Annotated in this window: 17 protein-coding genes; 7 read left to right on the top strand and 10 right to left on the bottom strand. The window is 35.2% G+C overall.

All coding sequences use genetic code 11. The features are described 5' to 3' along the window. Nucleotides 1–33: 33 nt before the first annotated feature. The 7 genes from H4O20_RS04330 to xrtF form a co-directional block, all read right to left on the bottom strand. Complete coding sequence (locus H4O20_RS04330) at nt 34–387, bottom strand: heavy-metal-associated domain-containing protein (RefSeq protein WP_185098395.1); 354 nt, start codon at nt 385–387, stop codon at nt 34–36. Between the two features lie 94 nt (nt 388–481). Beyond that, nucleotides 482–2,722, bottom strand: a complete 2,241-nt coding sequence (locus H4O20_RS04325; RefSeq protein ID WP_185098394.1) for a TonB-dependent receptor — start codon at nt 2,720–2,722, stop codon at nt 482–484. 91 nt (nt 2,723–2,813) lie between these two features. Then, entirely contained in the window at nt 2,814–5,624 is a 2,811-nt protein-coding gene (locus H4O20_RS04320; RefSeq protein ID WP_185098393.1) for a heavy metal translocating P-type ATPase, read from the bottom strand. Between the two features lie 110 nt (nt 5,625–5,734). Beyond that, nucleotides 5,735–6,154 (bottom strand): hypothetical protein, encoded by a 420-nt coding sequence (locus tag H4O20_RS04315; RefSeq protein ID WP_185098392.1) that lies wholly within the window; start codon nt 6,152–6,154, stop codon nt 5,735–5,737. A gap of 56 nt (nt 6,155–6,210) precedes the next feature. After that, nucleotides 6,211–6,762 (bottom strand): DUF3347 domain-containing protein, encoded by a 552-nt coding sequence (locus tag H4O20_RS04310; RefSeq protein ID WP_185098391.1) that lies wholly within the window; start codon nt 6,760–6,762, stop codon nt 6,211–6,213. 36 nt (nt 6,763–6,798) lie between these two features. Beyond that, nucleotides 6,799–7,233, bottom strand: a complete 435-nt coding sequence (locus H4O20_RS04305; protein WP_271392595.1) for an exosortase F system-associated protein — start codon at nt 7,231–7,233, stop codon at nt 6,799–6,801. Further along, entirely contained in the window at nt 7,230–7,787 is a 558-nt protein-coding gene (gene xrtF, locus H4O20_RS04300; protein WP_185098389.1) for an exosortase family protein XrtF, read from the bottom strand. Before xrtF ends, H4O20_RS04305 begins: the two co-directional genes overlap by 4 nt. 135 nt (nt 7,788–7,922) lie before the next feature. On the opposite strand from xrtF, the gene H4O20_RS04295 reads away from it, so the two are divergent. Then, entirely contained in the window at nt 7,923–8,378 is a 456-nt protein-coding gene (locus tag H4O20_RS04295; protein WP_185098388.1) for a GAF domain-containing protein, read from the top strand. Nucleotides 8,379–8,497: 119 nt separating this feature from the next. Here the strand turns inward: H4O20_RS04295 and H4O20_RS04290 are convergent, their stop codons facing one another. Next, the gene (locus H4O20_RS04290; protein WP_139855757.1) at nt 8,498–9,754 is read right to left on the bottom strand and encodes an ABC transporter permease; all 1,257 of its coding nucleotides are present in this window, start codon (nt 9,752–9,754) and stop codon (nt 8,498–8,500) included. A gap of 135 nt (nt 9,755–9,889) precedes the next feature. On the opposite strand from H4O20_RS04290, the gene purH reads away from it, so the two are divergent. From purH to rodA, 6 genes are all read left to right on the top strand, one after another. Continuing rightward, nucleotides 9,890–11,422, top strand: coding sequence for a bifunctional phosphoribosylaminoimidazolecarboxamide formyltransferase/IMP cyclohydrolase (purH, locus tag H4O20_RS04285; protein ID WP_185098387.1), 1,533 nt, complete (start codon nt 9,890–9,892; stop codon nt 11,420–11,422). 65 nt (nt 11,423–11,487) lie between these two features. Next, the gene (locus H4O20_RS04280) at nt 11,488–12,516 is read left to right on the top strand and encodes a rod shape-determining protein (RefSeq protein ID WP_185098386.1); all 1,029 of its coding nucleotides are present in this window, start codon (nt 11,488–11,490) and stop codon (nt 12,514–12,516) included. An 89-nt stretch (nt 12,517–12,605) separates the two neighbouring features. Further along, on the top strand, nt 12,606–13,433 hold the full coding sequence (gene mreC, locus H4O20_RS04275) for a rod shape-determining protein MreC (RefSeq protein ID WP_185098385.1): 828 nt from the start codon (nt 12,606–12,608) through the stop codon (nt 13,431–13,433). Beyond that, on the top strand, nt 13,423–13,932 hold the full coding sequence (locus H4O20_RS04270) for a rod shape-determining protein MreD (protein WP_185098384.1): 510 nt from the start codon (nt 13,423–13,425) through the stop codon (nt 13,930–13,932). Before mreC ends, H4O20_RS04270 begins: the two co-directional genes overlap by 11 nt. Further along, complete coding sequence (gene mrdA / locus H4O20_RS04265; RefSeq protein ID WP_165146848.1) at nt 13,929–15,797, top strand: penicillin-binding protein 2; 1,869 nt, start codon at nt 13,929–13,931, stop codon at nt 15,795–15,797. The genes H4O20_RS04270 and mrdA overlap by 4 nt, the downstream gene beginning before the upstream one ends. Next, on the top strand, nt 15,797–17,053 hold the full coding sequence (rodA, locus tag H4O20_RS04260) for a rod shape-determining protein RodA (protein ID WP_185098383.1): 1,257 nt from the start codon (nt 15,797–15,799) through the stop codon (nt 17,051–17,053). The genes mrdA and rodA overlap by 1 nt, the downstream gene beginning before the upstream one ends. 47 nt (nt 17,054–17,100) lie before the next feature. Here the strand turns inward: rodA and H4O20_RS04255 are convergent, their stop codons facing one another. Together H4O20_RS04255 and H4O20_RS04250 are read right to left on the bottom strand one after the other, a co-directional pair. Beyond that, nucleotides 17,101–17,916: a DNA/RNA non-specific endonuclease gene (locus H4O20_RS04255; protein ID WP_185098382.1), complete on the bottom strand. Its 816-nt coding sequence runs from the start codon at nt 17,914–17,916 to the stop codon at nt 17,101–17,103. An 80-nt stretch (nt 17,917–17,996) separates the two neighbouring features. Beyond that, on the bottom strand, nt 17,997–19,100 hold the full coding sequence (locus tag H4O20_RS04250; RefSeq protein WP_185098381.1) for an ABC transporter permease: 1,104 nt from the start codon (nt 19,098–19,100) through the stop codon (nt 17,997–17,999). Nucleotides 19,101–19,181: the final 81 nt, after the last annotated feature.

Genomic DNA, 19,181 nt, shown 5'->3' with positions numbered 1-19,181 from the left:
AAATAATAAAATAAAGTGAAAGTTCAAAAAGAACTATTGATGATCTTCGACAACTTTAGGATCGCGGTACTTACAGCAACCCATTAAATTTTCATAAGCTTCATCCGTAGCCGTTATTTCTTGAGTATCGTGACCACTATCGGCAATACTTTGTTGAATGGCGTTTAAATCTGTTTTCTTTTCGTTGTAAATTAAACTCAACTGATGTGTATCTACATCCCAAGTTGCCATTTTAACACCTTTAGCTTGAATTGAAGCTTTTTCAATACGCTCTTTACACATGCCACAAACTCCATCTACTTCAATAGTTGCTTTTGCGTTTTTGTTTTGAGCAAAACCTGTTGCTCCTATAAACATAACTCCTAGAATTAAAAGTATTTTTTGCATAATATTCGAATTTTAATAATTAATAAATTGTTTGTTTTTTTACTCTAAACTTTTTTAAATAATCACTTCCTTATAAAATAATAAAAGACAGCAATTAGTTAAGTCTATATCTCAAACCCGCATAATATGAACTCCCAAAAATTGGTCCATAAACATAGGTTGTATCAAAACCAGCTCCAAACGGATTGTCGCTTCCTATAATTGGATTTTCTTGTTTAACATTAGTCAAGTTTTCACCCCCTACATACAATTCAAAGCTGTTTGAAAAAACCTTAGTTATCTGTGCATTCACTGTTGAAAGACTTGAAGAAAATTCTGAAAGACCAATAGTGTTTAGATAGGTTGCAGACGAAGCAAAACGCTGTTCTCCTATATAGTTGTAAGTTGCATCAAACTTCCAGTTTCCTCCTTTTGTATTTAGTTTAGTTTCATACGAAGCATTTGCGAAAAACCTGTGATTTGGCGTTAACGGATTCTGTTTCTTTCCGCTTAAATAGGTAGTTTCTACATCGTAATACTTATAGGCTAAACGCATATCAAAGCGTTCGAACATATTATAATTAAACTCTGCTTGAAAGTTGTTGGAATAACTCTCACCATCTAAATTATAGAAATTAATTTCTGTAGGGTTTTCCCAATCGACCACTATTTGATTTTCAAAATCTGTTCTATAAAAATCAACTGTTATATCCGCTTTTCTATTGAACAAATTAAATCCTTGCATATACGAGATTCCATAATTCCAAGCAATTTCAGGGTCTAGTCCATATATTTTACCAGAATTACCTAAGACATTTAAACTACGTGAGGTAGCGAATAGACTTTGGTTTTCTGTGAAAATATTAGCACTACGTTTTCCTCTTCCCGCAGAAACACGAATAGCAGACTTATCCCAAGGTGTGTAGCGCAAGTGGAAACGAGGCGTAACAAAAGCGCCAAGTCTGTTATGAACATCTCCTCTAATCCCAAGGCTATAACTCAAGTTGCTAGAATTATCAAAGTTGTATTCAAAAAATGCACCTACTGAATTTTCAATTCGGCTGTAGTTTTCTGTTAAAACCAACTCTTCGTAACTATCATAAGTTCCGCTAAGTCCAGTTTTAATTTTATGCCTAGAATCACTTATTATTGAGTTATACGTTAATTGCGAATACAAACTGTTATGTTGAATATTGTAATCGTTTAATCCGAAATAAGATTCTTGGTCGTGATGGCTATATGCTATTTGTATCCCACCTGTACGCCAAGGTATATCGGGGTTAACAAATCCAAATTTTCCTGAAACATCAAATCGCTGTGTCTTAATTTCGCTTCCCCAAGCATTTGTTGTCCCACGGTCTATTTTGGGATCAAAATTCACCTGACCAGTTTGCTTCTCATCATTCAAATACCTTACATTAAAAAAACCAACATAGCCATTTTCCTGATCGGTATATTGCCAGCGATTCATAACGTTTACCTGCTGCATTAATGGAGCATCTATAAAGGAATCATTGTTTTTATCAAATTCATAATCACGCATATTACCGTGAATATATAATCCCGTACTCCATCTATTAGTTACTTGTGTATTTAAATGAGTATTCAACTCAAACCTTCCATTTCCAGAGCCATAGGCATTTACAAAAAGCTTATCATCTGTTAACGGTTTTTGAAGTTCAGCATTAATCTGTCCTGCAATACTTTCATAACCATTTACTACGCTTCCCGAACCTTTAGTTATTTGTATACTTTCCACCCAAGTCCCAGGGATGAAACTCAATCCATAAGCTTGAGACGCTCCACGAATACTTGGTACGTTTTCGGTTGTAATTAAAATATACGGACTTGTGAGCCCTAACATTTTAATCTGTTTTGTTCCCGAAATAGCATCTGCAAAATTTACATCTATAGAAGGGTTTGTTTCAAAACTTTCCGCAAGATTGCAACAAGCTGCTTTTAATAATTCAGCACTGCTTACATTAATCACGTTTTGAGACTGTAAAAAAGATCGTGAGCTCGCCTTTTTACGGGCTGAAACCGTTACTTCATCTAAATTTGCTTTAGAAGTAAGTGTATGCTTTATTCGTTTTGAAGAATTAACCGTAATTGTATCAGTTTTATACCCTACAAAACTCACTACCATTTTTTTGTATTCTGGCTTGTATTCAATTTCAAAATTTCCATCAAAATCTGTAACCGCACCCACCGAAGTATTTAACCAGTATACATTCGCTCCAGCCACTGGAACCTCATCATTATTGATGTTTTCGGTGATTATTCCTTTTAATTTTTCCTGTGAAAAAATTGAGAGCGGAAATAAAAGGGCTATTAATATTAATTTATAACTTTTCATATAATTTTATAAGTGTTTCTTTTAAACCTAAAACATAAGCCTACTTCTCAGTTTGATATTCGTCCTATGCTTTAAAGTTTTTTTATTTTATTTAATCAATTTTAGCAGCACGCAATCTTAAAGCATTTGTTATAACTGAAACCGAGCTAAAACTCATTGCTAAAGCCGCAATCATAGGAGACAACAAGATTCCAAAAACAGGGAACAGCACTCCTGCAGCAACTGGAACACCTAGCGTGTTGTAAATCATTGCAAAAAACAGATTCTGTTTAATGTTTCTCATCACCTTTTCACTTAGTTGAAACGCTTTTACAATTCCGTGTAAATCACCTTTAACCAAAGTAACTCCGGCGCTTTCTATAGCTACATCAGTTCCCGTTCCCATCGCAATTCCCACATCGCTTTGAGCCAAAGCAGGAGCATCGTTAATTCCGTCACCTGCCATTGCAACCTTTTTACCTTTAGCTTGTAGTTCTTCTACTGCTTTAAGCTTGTCTTGAGGAAGCATTTCTGCCTTAAAATCTTTTAGATTTAATTCCGTGGCAACCGCCTGCGCCGTATGGTGATTATCGCCAGTAAGCATAATAACCTCAATTCCTTTTTCTTGAAGATCAGCAATAGCTTTTTTACTAGTTGCCTTTATTTTATCAGAAATAACAACATAACCAACTACATTACCTTCAACGGAAAGCATTGGAACAGTTTTACCTTTTTTCTGTCCTTCTGAAATATTAGCTTGCAGAGAATTAGAAATTTTAGCACCAGCCTCTTCCATCATCTTTTCATTTCCAAGCGCCACCTTTTTACCATTGATAATTCCGGAAACACCTTTTCCTGTAACTGAATTAAAGCTTGTAGTTTTAAAACCACTTGCTACTGTGTTTACTTTTTTCTCTTTTCCATATTTAACAGTGGCATCAGCAAGAGGGTGCTCACTATTTTGATTGAGTGAAACTATATATTGAAGCACCTCATCTTCAGAATAACCTTCTGACGAACCCACTTTTTCTACCGAAGGCTTTCCTTCTGTAATTGTCCCTGTTTTATCTATGATTAACACATCAATTTTATTAAGCGCTTCAAGAGATTCGGCATTTTTAATTAGCACTCCATTTTGAGCTCCTTTCCCTACACCTACCATAACAGACATTGGCGTAGCAAGTCCTAATGCACACGGACATGCGATAATTAAAACCGCAATAGCATTTACTAACGCATACACATAAGAAGGTTCTGGACCGATTAATGCCCAAACCACAAAAGTGATTATGGCAATTAAAACAACTATTGGCACAAACCAACCCGATATTTTATCTGCTAATTTTTGAATTGGAGCACGACTCATACTGGCTTTATTAACCATATCGATAATCTGAGATAGCAAAGTATCGCTACCAATTTTTTCTGCTTTCATAACAAAGGTCTGCTTCCCATTTATAGTTCCCGAGCTTACTTGGTCACCAACTGATTTAGTTACAGGCACAGGTTCTCCGGTTATCATCGATTCGTCTATCGAGCTTTCACCTTCAATTATACTACCGTCTACAGGAATTTTCTCACCAGGTTTTACACGAAGTTTATCCCCTAATTGAATATCATCTATCGCAATTGTTTCTTCTACACCATCTACAACTCTTACAGCCTTATTAGGCGCGAGTTTCAATAATTCCTTTACTGCAGAATTTGTGCGGTTATGAGCTCGAGCTTCTAGCACCTGCCCCATTAACACCAAAGTAAGAATTACAGCAGCCGATTCGAAATAAACGTGAACACTTCCCGATTCAGTTTTAAATTGAGAAGGGAAAAAATCTGGAAACAACATTCCGAAAACACTGAAAATCCAAGCGACACCTGCACCAATACCGATTAAGGTAAACATATTTAAGTTCCAGGTTTTTATGGATCTATAGGCGCGTTCAAAAAACATCCAAGTAGCATAGAACACAACAGGAATAGACAAGACGAATTGAACCCAATTCCAATTTTTCATCGGCATCCATTCATACAACGGATTGTCAGGAATCATTTCAGACATTGCGATAATAAATATTGGAATTGTAAAAGCAACGGCTATCCAGAATTTTTTCAGCAGTAGTTTATAGCCACTGTCATCTGCCGCTTCATCTGCAGAATTACTTGCCATAGGCACTAAATCCATTCCACAAACGGGGCAATCGCCAGGCTTATCATAGGTTTTGTCACCTTCGCAGTGCATCGGGCAATAAAAAGTTCCTGATTTGCTTTGGCTTGCTCTTCTTTCTTCCTTTCGCTTTTGGTGTCTAGCAGCGGCCTCTGTATCGCCTTTTACAGCAATACTATAACTTCCTCCATCATCCTCGAAAGCCTTTTCAAAAACTTCTAAAGGAATCTGACTTTTCATTTCGATTACAGCTTCTCCTTTTTCTAAGTTTACCGACGCCTTCTCGACTCCTTTAATTTTGTTTAAAGTCTGTTCTACGTGACTTCTACAACCATCGCAAGTCATTCCGTGAATTTGATAACTCTCTTTAACAGTAGCTATTTTACTTGGCTGAGCTACTAAATGCATACCACAAACAGGGCAATCACCCGGCTTATCATATGTTTTATCACCTTCGCAGTGCATGGGGCAATAATAAACACTAGAACTGCTTTCACTGTGTTTTTGTTCCTTATCATTTTCCTTAAGCGAAGCTTCTTTCACAGTATCATCAGGTGAAGAAATTTTGTATTTACCCCCGTCTGATTTCAATGCACTCTCAAAAACTTTAAGCGGGATATGCTGCTCCATTTCAATCACTGCTTCACCTTTTTCAAGGTTTACAGATGCATTAGAAACACCTTCAACATCATTAAGTATCTTTTCCACGTGACTTCTACAACCATTACAGGTCATTCCGTCTATAGTATATTTATGTGTCATTTTTTTTTGATTTTAAATCTATAGTTAATCGAATTACTGTTCTAAAAGTTTTATACAGCAAAACCTACATTCCAAATTAATGAAATATAAGCACAAATAGATTTAAGAAATCAAATTAAGAAGGTCTCGTAGAGAATATTTAAATCCCGTTCGAGAGGTGGCGGATTGTATTCCGCATAGAAGATTTTTTGAAAAGAAGTTATATCAACTTCCTGCAGTACAAATACCGAAACAAATGTAGCGACAAAGGTTTTGTTGAACTTAACATCAAAAGATGCCTTGGTAAAATTTTCGTCGGTTTGTATTTTAGTTATATGGTCATCACAACAATCTGGGGCTTCAGAAGTTAAGTTTTCCATTTCGCAATTAGCGTCGGAAGGTTCTGCATCCATTCCGCAGGAAAGCTGTTTTTCGACTAATATAACCTCAGAAGTGATTTCCATACCCCCACAAAAATGTTGGGCATAAGCTATTCCTGAACTGCTAACGAGCATCAATATGGACAAGAATATGGATATCACTTTTTTCATTATAAAGCAAAAATACAAAAAAAAGCCTTCCGAAATATTGGAAGGCTTTTTTGTAATTAGTTAATTTCTGAATCAACCCTACCACATTTCAGCATCTTATCACCGAAATAAGGGTTTAGAATATTTTTACCACTACTAATCCAAGCAGCACCTTTATTATTAAAAGCCATTGGGCAATATTGTTTGTAAAGTGTACCAGACGCTAATGCTCCTTCTAGCATACCTTCAATCCCTGCAGTAAGAACTTCAAAATGCTCACGCTGTACATTAACATCCTCTGATGCAGCCATAGCAGCAACTGCTGTTTGAGTAGCTTCATTTACTTCTACTTCTTTAATAAGAACTTCAAGCTTAGAAGATTCTGAAGCTGTTTTTTCAGCATCAGTATTCACTAAAGCTTCTTGAACTTCAATATATTGGTCAAAAATAGCTTCTACCTTTGGGTCGTTGAATTCAGCTTCTCTTTCTGAAATTTCATAAACTTCTTTTTCAGAAGCAGTATTATCAACAGTAACTATTTCAGGCTCTTCCACCTTTTTCTCATTGTCCTTACAAGACGTAAATGCAATAGCTGTAAACGCTAAAACAACAAAAGATAACTTTTTCATAATGAATTTTAAATTTAAGTTGCAAATATATTGATTTCAATTTGAATTGTAATTATGAAAATAAAAGGCTGGAAGTAATATCAAAAGGAACAACGGTTGAATTAAAAAACGACGCACATAGAAAAGTACAAAATGACTCGATGTTCCTTCTGAGATGTAAATTATTAAACTGAATACAATCATTAGTACCACGAAAAGTATTGCATAAAGAAACAATGAAATTTTAATCACTTCCCTATTTCCAAATAGTAACGATATAATTCCTAGTGAAATAACAGAATTTAGAACAAATCGAAATGCTGTATTCACATGCAACAAATACACATCCATTTCAGGAAGAGGCGCGGTTTTATAATCGGATTTAAAAAAATTCAATAGAGGATCGTAAAAAAGAGTGTCTTCAAAAGCGCGAACTAGCACTAATAAGGAAGTGAGAATTACAACTAGTAATATTCTTATAAGATTACTCACTTTACAAGATTTGATTTCGGATTCACATTTAACATTCGCACCCATACCATCCACAGTATAAATACAAAACCATAAATTATTCCTGGAAAAACTACGGCGTGAAGCACGTTTTCATATTCAGGGAATTTATAAAGTGCTACAGTTAAAATAGCTATTCGAATAATGTTTATTATGTAAATTAACACTGCGCCTGCAAAGATGTAAAGAATAGTTTTCTTAAATTTTTCTGCAAATGCAATAATAAAGGCTACAAAAAGAATGATTACACTCACCGAGTTACAACCTTCTACAATATTTACGGTGTATCTCCCGTCTATTGTCAACAACATCCCCTCTACGGTTTGTGCTGGATTTAAATATGCAGCATAGCCAAAGGTGTTCAACACAGCATTGCTCTGCTTCGCAACAAGGTGTGTGATATAATCAGGATAAAAAGAACCGTTTTTAGATAAATTTAAATAAACTGAATACAGAATACCCAGCAACAAATACGTTCCGATAAAAAGACCTACAAAGCGCACCACTGATTTGTATTTCAACAAGAGTTCTTTCACCGATTAGTTTTTAGATATTTGAAAAGTTACAGTTTAATTTTTTGTTCAATTTTAACAAAAATACATTATTTGTTTTTGGTGCTTAATGAGCGATTTAAAATACTTTTGCCTAAACATTTTAGATACCATAAAACTATGCCTTTTTCAGAGTTAAAACCAAATATAAATACAATTCTAGCCAATGATGCTGTGAGTACAAATGAGCGCCTAAATCAAGTTTGTGAATTACTGCAAACAACTGTAAGCTATTACGATTGGGTTGGGTTTTATTTTGCAAATGAAGCAGAAAAAACACTTCACTTAAAAGCATATGCAGGCGAGCCAACAGATCATACCGTTATTCCTTTTGGGAAAGGGATTTGCGGACAAGTAGCTGTTAGCAATCAAAACTTTGTAGTACCAGATGTAAAAGCACAAGACAATTATATAGCTTGTAGCATTACTGTTAAAGCTGAAATTGTAATTCCACTTTTTAAAGATGGTAAAAACATTGGTCAGATAGATATCGACTCTAATACTGCAGATCCATTTACTGAAGCAGACGAGAAATTTTTAGAATGGGTGAACGAAAAGGTTGCGGAGATACTTTAGTGGTAACCACTGCGAAAATTCTAGAACTGAACCTTCTAATGACTAACAAATTCCAAAGACATAATAAAATGCTTTTGGAATTTTGTTTTTAATGTGATGTTTCTGCAAATCGCAATGCTTTACATTCCAGTTCTAATTGCTTCAACTGGATCTAATCTCGACGCTGAAATTGCAGGAAGTATTCCAGATATTAAACCTATAGCTGCACTTATAGCAGTGCCGATAAGCATATTCCACGGCGAAAGCACAAATTCAAAATCGCCCGTAAATTGCGATGCTAAGATTGAAACTATAAATACTAAGAACAACCCTATCAAACCGCCTATTACAGCTAAGATTACAGCTTCAAATAAAAACTGGAATAAGATAAATTTATTTTTAGCTCCTAATGATTTTTGAATTCCAATTAAATTGGTTCGTTCTTTTACACTCACAAACATAATGTTTGCAATTCCAAAGCCTCCAACCAATAATGAAAAACCACTAATTATCAACCCAATGAGGTTCATACTTCCTGTAATATTGTCTATTAAATCGGCAAAGCCTTGAAGTTGATTAATAAAAAAAGTACTAACCTCATCTGGTTTTAAACCTCGTTTTAATCGGAGTTGTTGGGTTAGCATTGCGATAAACTCGGCATTGTCAACTCCTTTTTCAGGTTTTACTACAATTTGAGGGAAAGTATTTTTGTTGTTATCTCCAAATATTCGTCTAACAATATTTACTGGAATCCAAACAGAAGTATCTTTTGAATTACCGAATAAACCAGCGCCTTCTTTTTCTAAAACCCCAATTACATTAAATCTTCGTCCGTAAATTCTCACTTCTTTTCCAATGGCATTAGCAGCATCTCCAAAAAGTTGATTCGCAATTTCGTCTCCAACAACCACAACCATTGAGCCGCTATTAGATTCTGCAGCATTAAAAAACCTTCCTTGGCCAAGCTTAAGCGCTTCAATATCGTAATAGCTTTCTGTAACTGCACCAATAGGCACATTATCCACTTGATTGCTTTCCGATTTTATACTTTCGTTTGGCACGCCTAATGTGAAAGATGCAGCTTCTAAATTTGGAGTATTTCGTTCGATGTATTGAAATTCGTCATAAGTAACATCTGGAAACTGTTGCCATTTCCAACGGGGGATTTCGGTAGGTCCAAAACTAAAACGCATTATGATGATTGTACTATTATCTAGTCCACTCATACTCCCCTCTATCTCCCGTTTTAAAGAATCTACTGCTGCAAGTACAGCTATAATCGAAAAAATTCCAATAGTTACTCCAACTAAAGACAAAAAAGTCCGCAATTTATTGTTCCGAAGTGCATTTAATGCGAAGTTGAAACTTTCCTTTAAAACGCGAAGATATATAAGCATTAAGATTTTAAATTAGCGATTGACGATTTCGTTTTCGACCTGGTTGATAAATTTATTAAATGTAAGACGTTTTCTCATTGTATATGTTACAAATTTACTATTCAATTATGTACTTTTGCACCTTAATTTTTAGCAATGAACAATTCCAAGAAAATCAAGTCAGCTTTAATCTCTGTTTTTAGCAAAGAAGGACTAGCTCCTATCGTAAAAAAATTGCATGAACAAAATGTAAAAATTTACTCAACAGGAGGCACCGAAAAATTCATAAACGATTTAGGCATCGATGTAATTGCCGTTGAAAACATTACCGATTATCCATCAATTCTAGGTGGTCGTGTAAAAACATTACACCCAAAAGTTTTTGGAGGAATTTTAAACCGACAAGATAACGAGAGTGACGTTGCGGAAATGGAAAAATTCAACATTCCACAGTTGGATGCTGTAATTGTCGATTTATACCCTTTTGAAAAAACTGTTGCTTCTGGAGCGTCAGAGGAAGATATTATTGAAAAAATTGACATAGGTGGTATTTCGTTAATTCGTGCCGCAGCTAAAAACTTTAAAGACACTATTTGTGTTTCTTCAGTTGATGATTACGCTGAGTTTTTAGAATTAATTTCAGCAAACGACGGAGAAATTTCACTTAAAGATCGCAAGCGTTTTGCTGCAAAATCATTTAATGTTTCTTCTAATTACGACACTGCTATTTTTAATTACTTCAATTCAGAAGAAAACTTACCAGCGTTTAAGATAAGTGAAACTAAAGGTCAGGAGTTACGTTACGGCGAAAACCCACACCAAAAAGGATTCTTCTTCGGAGATTTTGACGAAATGTTTACTAAACTTCACGGTAAGGAATTGAGCTACAACAACCTTCTGGATGTTGATGCCGCAGTAAACCTAATGAACGAATTTAAAGGCGAAGCACCAACTTTTGCTATTCTTAAACATAACAACGCTTGTGGAATTGCACAACGTGACACTGTAAAAGAAGCTTATTTAGATGCATTGGCAGGTGATCCTGTTTCAGCTTTCGGAGGAATTTTAATCAGTAATGTTGAAATTGACGAAGCTACAGCTATTGAAGTTCACAGTCTTTTTTGTGAAGTAGTAATTGCTCCTTCTTACTCAAAACAGGCTCAAGAAATTTTAGAAGGAAAAAAGAATAGAATTCTATTAATTCAAAAAGAAATTGAACTACCTTCAAAAACTGTAAGAACTTGTTTGAACGGAGTTTTAGTTCAAGATAAAGATAATATTACCGATACTGCTGATATTTTAACACATTCAACTAACAATAAACCTAGTTCATCTGAGTTAGAAGACTTGTTGTTTGCTTCTAAAATATGCAAGCACACTAAGAGTAATACAATTGTCCTGGCAAAAGGAAAACAACTTTGCGCTAGTGGAACCGGACAAACAAGCCGCGTAGATGCACTTAGACAGGCAATTGACAAAGCAAAGTCGTTTAACTTTGAACTTGAAGGAGCTGTAATGGCAAGTGACGCATTTTTCCCTTTCCCTGATTGTGTGGAGATTGCAGACAATGCAGGTATTACTGCAGTAATTCAGCCTGGAGGTTCTATTAAAGATCAACTAAGTATTGATTATTGCAACGAGCATAATATGGCAATGGTATTTACCGGAACACGTCATTTTAAGCATTAAAAAATCATTACTTTTGTTAATATAAATTACAACAGCTTAATATTCAACACCGCTAATTAAAAACTATGGGATTTTTTGACTTCCTAACTGAAGAAATAGCCATTGACCTTGGTACCGCGAACACACTGATAATTCATAATGACAAAGTAGTTGTGGATGCGCCATCTATAGTAGCCCGCGATCGTACTACTGGAAAAATAATTGCGGTAGGTCGTGAAGCCGCTATGATGCAGGGGAAAACTCACGAAAACATCAAGACTATTCGTCCGTTAAAGGATGGTGTAATTGCAGATTTTGACGCGAGTGAAAAGATGATAAACATGTTTATCAGTGATATTCCTGCTTTAAAAAAGAAATGGATTAAACCTTCATTGCGTATGGTTGTTTGTATTCCAAGTGGTATTACTGAAGTGGAAATGCGTGCGGTAAAAGAAAGTGCCGAAAGAGTAAACGGAAAAGAAGTTTACTTGATCCACGAACCTATGGCTGCCGCAATTGGTATTGGAGTTGATATTATGCAACCAAAAGGAAACATGGTTGTGGATATAGGAGGTGGTACAACAGAAATTGCAGTTATTGCCCTTGGTGGTATTGTTTGCGACAAATCTGTTAAAATTGCTGGTGACGTATTTACAAACGATATCGTTTATTATATGCGAACTCAGCACAACCTTTATGTAGGTGAACGCACTGCTGAAAAGATAAAAATTCAAATTGGTGCTGCAACTGAAGACCTTGAGCTTCCACCAGACGAAATGGACGTTCAAGGACGTGATTTATTAACTGGAAAACCAAAACAAGTACAAACTTCATATAGAGAAATTGCAAAAGCATTAGACAAGTCTATTCTACGTATAGAAGACGCTGTAATGGAGACATTATCACAAACTCCTCCAGAACTTGCTGCCGACATTTACAACACCGGTATTTACCTTGCAGGTGGTGGTTCAATGCTACGCGGATTAGATAAAAGACTTTCACAAAAAACTGATTTACCAGTTTATATCGCTGAAGATCCTTTACGCGCAGTAGTTCGTGGCACAGGAATATGCTTGAAGAATCTTAGTAAATACAAAAGCGTACTTATAAAATAATTTCCTAAAAGCGATTAATCAAAAACAATAGCATACTGTTTATGGCGTTGCTACCATTAGAAAGCAGAATATTTTAACCCTATTAAGCAATGCAGCAAATAATATTTTTCTTTATACGGAATAAAAACTTCCTGTTATTTGCTGTATTGTTTATTATTGCTCTTGCTTTAACGATTCAATCTCACAATTACCACAACAACAAATTTATAAGTTCCGCAAACGTTCTAACTGGTGGAGTCTATACTGTGAGAAATAATATTACAGATTATTTTACGCTAGCTAAGGAAAACGAAGATTTATTACAAGAAAATTTAATGCTCCGTAAAAAACTAAGTCAATACAATGAATTGAACTTAGCTCCTACTTTAGATAGCGGTAATATCATCAACAAATTTGAGTATTATTCTGCACGAGTAATCAACAATAACTATTCGAAAACTAAAAACCAACTTACCTTAGATAAAGGTAGAAGAGATAGCATTAAAAGAGATTATGGCGTTATTTCTTCAAAAGGTATTGTTGGGATTGTAAGCGATATATCAAACAACTATTCTACTGTTCAATCTATATTAAACACCAAAAGTAGAATTAACGCTAAATTGAAAAAATCTAGCCATTTTGGATCGCTTATCTGGAATACAAAAGACCCAAACATAGCACAGTTGATTGATATCCCAAGAATTGCAGATATTGAAAAGGGAGATACAATCATCACAGGTGGGCGATCAACTATTTTTCCCGAAGGTGTACTAATTGGAACCGTGAAGGATTTTCACCTAGACAATGACGATAATTATTATTACGTAAACATCGATTTATTTAATGATATGACTAGTCTTGAGCACGTATTTTTAATCAAAAATAATGATGCAATAGAGATCAATGAGCTAGAAAAAAGAGTGGAAGATGCAGAGTAACGATATATTAATTAATATAGTACGGTTTATAGTGCTTGTTTTTATACAAGTGCTACTGCTTAATAATATTAATTTAGGCGGTTACATCAATCCATTTCTTTATATCTATTTTATACTACTATTCCCTCTTGATGGTAATAAAAGTTTACTAATTTTTTTAAGCTTCCTTTTAGGTCTTTCTATCGATATTTTTGAAGATTCAGGTGGTGTTCACGCGGCTGCATCGGCGTTTATCGCATACGTTCGTCCGTTTGTTTTAAAGTATTCATTTGGGGTAAGCTACGAATACAAATCTGTAAAAATTAAAAAAGCAGATACAACAGAAAAAATTACTTATATCACTTCATTAGTATTAATGCATCATTTTGTTATGTTTTCACTAGAAATATTTAGTTTTAAACATATACCATTGTTATTAAAATCTACGTTATTTTCAGGAATATTCACAATAGTCTTGACAATGTGTACAATGATTTTGTTCAATAGAAAATCGAAATGAGAAAAGTTGTACTTATAGCATTAGTTTTACTAAGTGGTGTACTTTTCACGGCTAGGCTTTTTTATCTGCAAGTGTTAGATTCTTCTCCAGAATCTCTTGAGCAAAATAGCGCTATTAAAGTGATGTATGATTATCCGCAACGCGGGTATATATTTGATCGTAATGAAAACCTCTTAGTTTCCAATCAACCTTCGTATGATGTCATGGTTATCCCTAGAGATGTGAAGCCATTAGATACTTTGGAGTTTTGTAAACTTTTAAAGATTTCTAAAGAAGATTTTAAAGAAGTGTTACGTAAGGCTGAAATTTACTCTCCGAGGTTACCTTCAGTAGTGGTCCCACAACTAAACAAAGCCGACTATGCTTCACTTTCAGAAAAAATGTACAAGTATGAAGGCTTTTACATTCAGCGTCGTTCCCTTCGCGACTATCAAGTAAAACACTCTGCTAACGTTCTAGGATATATTGCTGAAGTAAACAACGCAATTATTAAAAAGAATCCCTATTACCAAATGGGGGAACTAATTGGAACCGCTGGTGTTGAAAAAGAATACGAGGAAGTTTTACGCGGCGTAAAAGGAGTAAAATACATACAAAGAGATCGCTTTAACAGAGATATTGGGCCTTATAAAGACGGAGTATTCGACACAATTCCAGAAAGAGGTAAGGATATACAACTTACTATAGATGCAGTACTTCAGGAGTATGGAGAAAAGTTAATGGTTAACAAAAGAGGTGGTATAGTTGCTATCGAACCAAGTACTGGTGAAATCCTTGCCCTTGTTACAGCGCCAAGTTACGATCCATCGCTATTGGTAGGAAGGGACAGATCGAAAAACTTTACAAAACTGTGGTATGATACCATTGCAAAGCCTTTATACGATAGAGGTTTAATGGGTGAATACCCACCAGGATCTCCCTTTAAAGCATTAACCGCACTTATTGCACTTCAAGAAAATGTAACCACAGAAGACGACCGAATAAACTGTCCTGGAGGGTACTATTACAATGGAAGACGTTTGATGAAATGTCACGGGGCTCACGGCGCCACAAGTATGGTTTATGGTATTGCAAAATCTTGTAACACTTACTTTGCAACGCTATACCGCAGATCTGTTGATAATTACTCTACCATTCAAGAAGGTACCGATAAATGGAAAGAACATTTAGCGAGTTTCGGACTTGGTAACTTCTTAGGATACGACCTACCAAGTGGAAAGAGAGGACTTATTCCAGATTCTAAATTTTATAATCGCTTTTATAATTTCCCAAAATACAGATGGTTTTCAACTGCTACCATTTCAAACTCTATTGGTCAAGGTGAAATTAACTTAACACCAATTCAAATGGCGAACTTTACAGCTGCCATTGCAAACCGAGGATGGTATTATACTCCCCACGTAATTAAAAACATAATTGGAACTGATACCATTCCACAAAAATTCAAAGAAAAACACCATACAACCATCGACCCTAAGCATTTTGAACCTGTGGTTGAAGGAATGTATCAAGTTTACGAATCGGGAACTGCATCTTATCTTAGAATACCAGGAATTGAAATATGCGGTAAAACAGGTACAGCCGAAAACTTTACCAGAATCGATGGAAAACGCGTACAACTTACCGACCACTCCATTTTTGTGGCCTTTGCACCAAAAGATAATCCTAAAATAGCTTTAGCAGTATTTGTAGAAAACGGATATTGGGGTTCTCGTTGGGCAGGTAGAATCGCTGGTTTAATGATTGAAAAATACATTAAAGGTGAAATAACTAGAAAGGATATGGAGAAATTTATCCTAGAAGGTAGTCTAGAAGATGAATATGCTAAGCCACATAGCGGAAAACCTTTTACAATTAATAGATAATGTCTGCAGCTAAATCATATATGAAATTTGACTGGTTGATGATTTTTATTTTCATCGCCTTAGTTTCTATGGGCTGGATTAATATTTACTCCGCATCGCTCAGTGATTCTGCTCAGGGATATTTTGATTTTAAGCAGATTTACGGCAAACAAATGATTTGGATAGGATTAAGTTTTATACTTATCATTTTCATATTAGCAATAGAATCAAAATTTTACGAAAATTACGCAAGTATTATTTATTTAGTCTCCTTACTTTCCCTTGCAGGGCTCTTTGTGTTTGGCCGTACTATAGCTGGAACAACTGCTTGGTATGACTTTGGTGGTTTCAGCATTCAACCCAGTGAATTTGCCAAAGCAGCTACTGGTCTAGCACTTGCGAAATACGTAAGTGACATTCAAACCAATATGCAAGAGTTAAAGCACCAAATAAGTGCATTTATTATTCTAGCTCTTCCTGTTATACTCATTATACTACAACCAGACCCTGGAAGTGTATTGGTGTATGCTGCATTTGTATTTCCATTATACAGAGAAGGATTACACGGAGTTTATTTATTACTAGGACTTTTTGCCACCGTTATTTTTGTTTCTACACTTGCGTTTGGAGCAGTTTGGGCGGCAGTAGCGGTTTTACTAATTGCTGTAATAGTTTATTACAGAAATAGAAAAAAACGCCCCAATGTTTTAAAATATATAATGATTGTTGTTGCTTGTATTGGGTTTGCATTTTCAGTGAGCTATATCTTCAACAATGTATTTAAACAACACCATAGAGACCGTTTTAATATAGTTCTTGGTAAAGAAGTTGATTCACGAGGAATTGGCTACAATACAAACCAAAGTGAAATTGCAATTTCGAATGGTGGATGGTTAGGAAAAGGCTGGACACAAGGCACACAAACGAAAGGAAATTTTGTACCTGAACAGCATACCGACTACATTTTTAGTACGGTTGGTGAAGAGTGGGGATTTGTAGGAAGTATGATTGTAGTCCTCCTATTTATTGGCCTCATTCTCAGAATTATTTATAAAGCTGAAAAACAGAAAAATCAATTCGGGAGGGTTTATGGCTATAGTGTAGCAGCAATTATCTTTCTTCACTTTTTTGTGAATATAGGGATGGTTACTGGTATATTTCCAACCGTTGGTATTCCACTCCCCTTCTTTAGTTACGGAGGATCTGGACTATGGGGCTTTACTATCTTACTTTTTATATTTGTAAAGCTAGATGCAGCCAACTATTACTACACCTAACACAGAGCTGAAATTTAGTATTTTCTGCTAACCGAAAACTTTTTTAGCTACTTCTTTCCCCAAGCTTTTAAGTCAATCATACTTTCCATTTTATCTTCGATTGAATCAGGCAAGGCAGGAAAGAAATCTATACCTGTTTTAGCTTCTATTTCGTCGATAGAAACTACATATTCATAAAAAGACTTACTACTAGGTTCGTTGGGGATTAAAAAAGCTATAGCTTTATGATTGCCATCTGTAACATCTACAACAATTTTATAAAACTCATTAGGCACAGAAACATTTTCATACCCAATAGTTTCCATATTTCCATTTAAAACACCTCCAGTTACCACATAAACTCCGTCGTATTTATTTGCCCAATACCTAACCTTTTGTTCTAAACGATTCCAAATTCCAGCATTAAATTCACGGTTTTGAGGACTAACATTACTGGTTAAAAAAGTTTCATTATAAGCTTCAAAAGACATTTTTCTATCACCAGCAGGAACTAAATGCCCGCGATCATAACCAGAGTTTTTGTAATTGCGCCAGTCTGCAGATGTTGTTGACACCTTATTGTCAATTTCAAAATAAGGTCTTTTAAATTCATTTCTAGACAAATCGCTTTTACTAAGCTCATAAGCAACCCATTCTGCCTGTTCATGATCTTCAGAATAAGAAAGTGTGAAATAGTTGTGTCTTACTATAGCTCCAGTAGTAGATTCTGGAAGAAATGAGTCATCAAATTCTTTCGAATTTCTAACAACTTGTGTTGATGTATCTGAAATAATATTATTATTCCCATTAAAGATATCGTCTGAATAGTACAATACAACGGTAAGAATAATAATAACTAAGGGATAAATGTATTTTCGATTCATAGGGTCAAAAATACTATTAACTTATAATCTTTAAAAGTTTGAAGTGTTTATTCTATGAGTTTAAGATTTAATGAATAACATTAATTTCTCACATCCATAGCATCTCTTAAAGCATTCCCGATTAGCATAAAAGCCGTAACCAAGCTCATAATTGCAAGGCCAGGAATTAAGGCTAAATAAGGTTTTCCTAAAATAATATATGCGTAGTGATCTTTTATGATTCCTCCCCAACTTGGCATTGGCGGCTGAGCACCTATCCCTAAAAACGAAAGGCCACTTTCTATTAAGATTGCTCCCGCAAAATTGGCTGCCGAAATTATAATAACTGGCGCCATACTATTAGGCAAAATATGTTTTACTATAATTCTAAAGTCATTAAAACCAAGAGCTCGAGCAGCAGTTACGTATTGCATCTGTTTCACACCCATTACCTGCCCTCTAACCACTCTTGCAACTTCTACCCACATTGTGAGCCCTACAGCGATAAAAACCTGCCAAAAACCTTTACCAAGAGCTAAGGTGATAGCTATCACTAATAGTAACGTTGGAATAGACCAAGTAACGTTAATTACCCACATAATTGCTGCATCCACTTTCCCTCCAAAATACCCAGCAATTGCGCCCATTGTAATCCCAATTACCAAGGAAATAAAGACCGCTACAAACCCTATGGCAAGCGAGATTCGGATTCCAATTAACATTCGGCTTAACAGATCACGGCCATATTTATCTGTTCCGAGATAGAATTTCTTTTCTGATATGTATTTGTTAGGAATTTCCTTCACTGAAGAAACATCAAGAAAAAGCGATACTGAATATTCCTTTTGAAGTCCATCAGTGCCCTCAGGAGTATATTCGGTTATCTCGATAGTATTAGACTTTAATGAATAATTTGAAATAGGAATTTCAGTATTTGCATTCTTTTCACCAAAAAAGAAAACCGAGATTGGGTTTTGATCTTCTATGGCAACAGGAATTGTAAGCATTTGTACCGAAAACCCAGGGTTTTTAGAATGAATTGACAAGTGCATCTGATTTGCATTTTGTGAATTATCCGGCGCCAATGCGTAAGCGAATATGGCCACTAATACACAAACCATTAAAAACCCCAAACTGAAAACGCCCCAGAAGTTCTTTTTAAACTTCTGAAGCGCTATTTGTGTTAATGAGGTTGAGTTTTTCACGTTTCAAATTTACTGAAAATTTTAGGTGAATAGCCATAAAAAAACCTACAAGGTTTTTGAAATCTTGTAGGTTTTAAATCT

Source organism: Aequorivita sp. 609 (assembly GCF_014212065.1).
Taxonomy (GTDB): Bacteria; Bacteroidota; Bacteroidia; order Flavobacteriales; family Flavobacteriaceae; genus Aequorivita; species Aequorivita sinensis.
The sequence above is the reverse complement of the archived record's forward strand: the minus strand, read 5'-3'. Positions and strand labels throughout refer to the sequence as shown.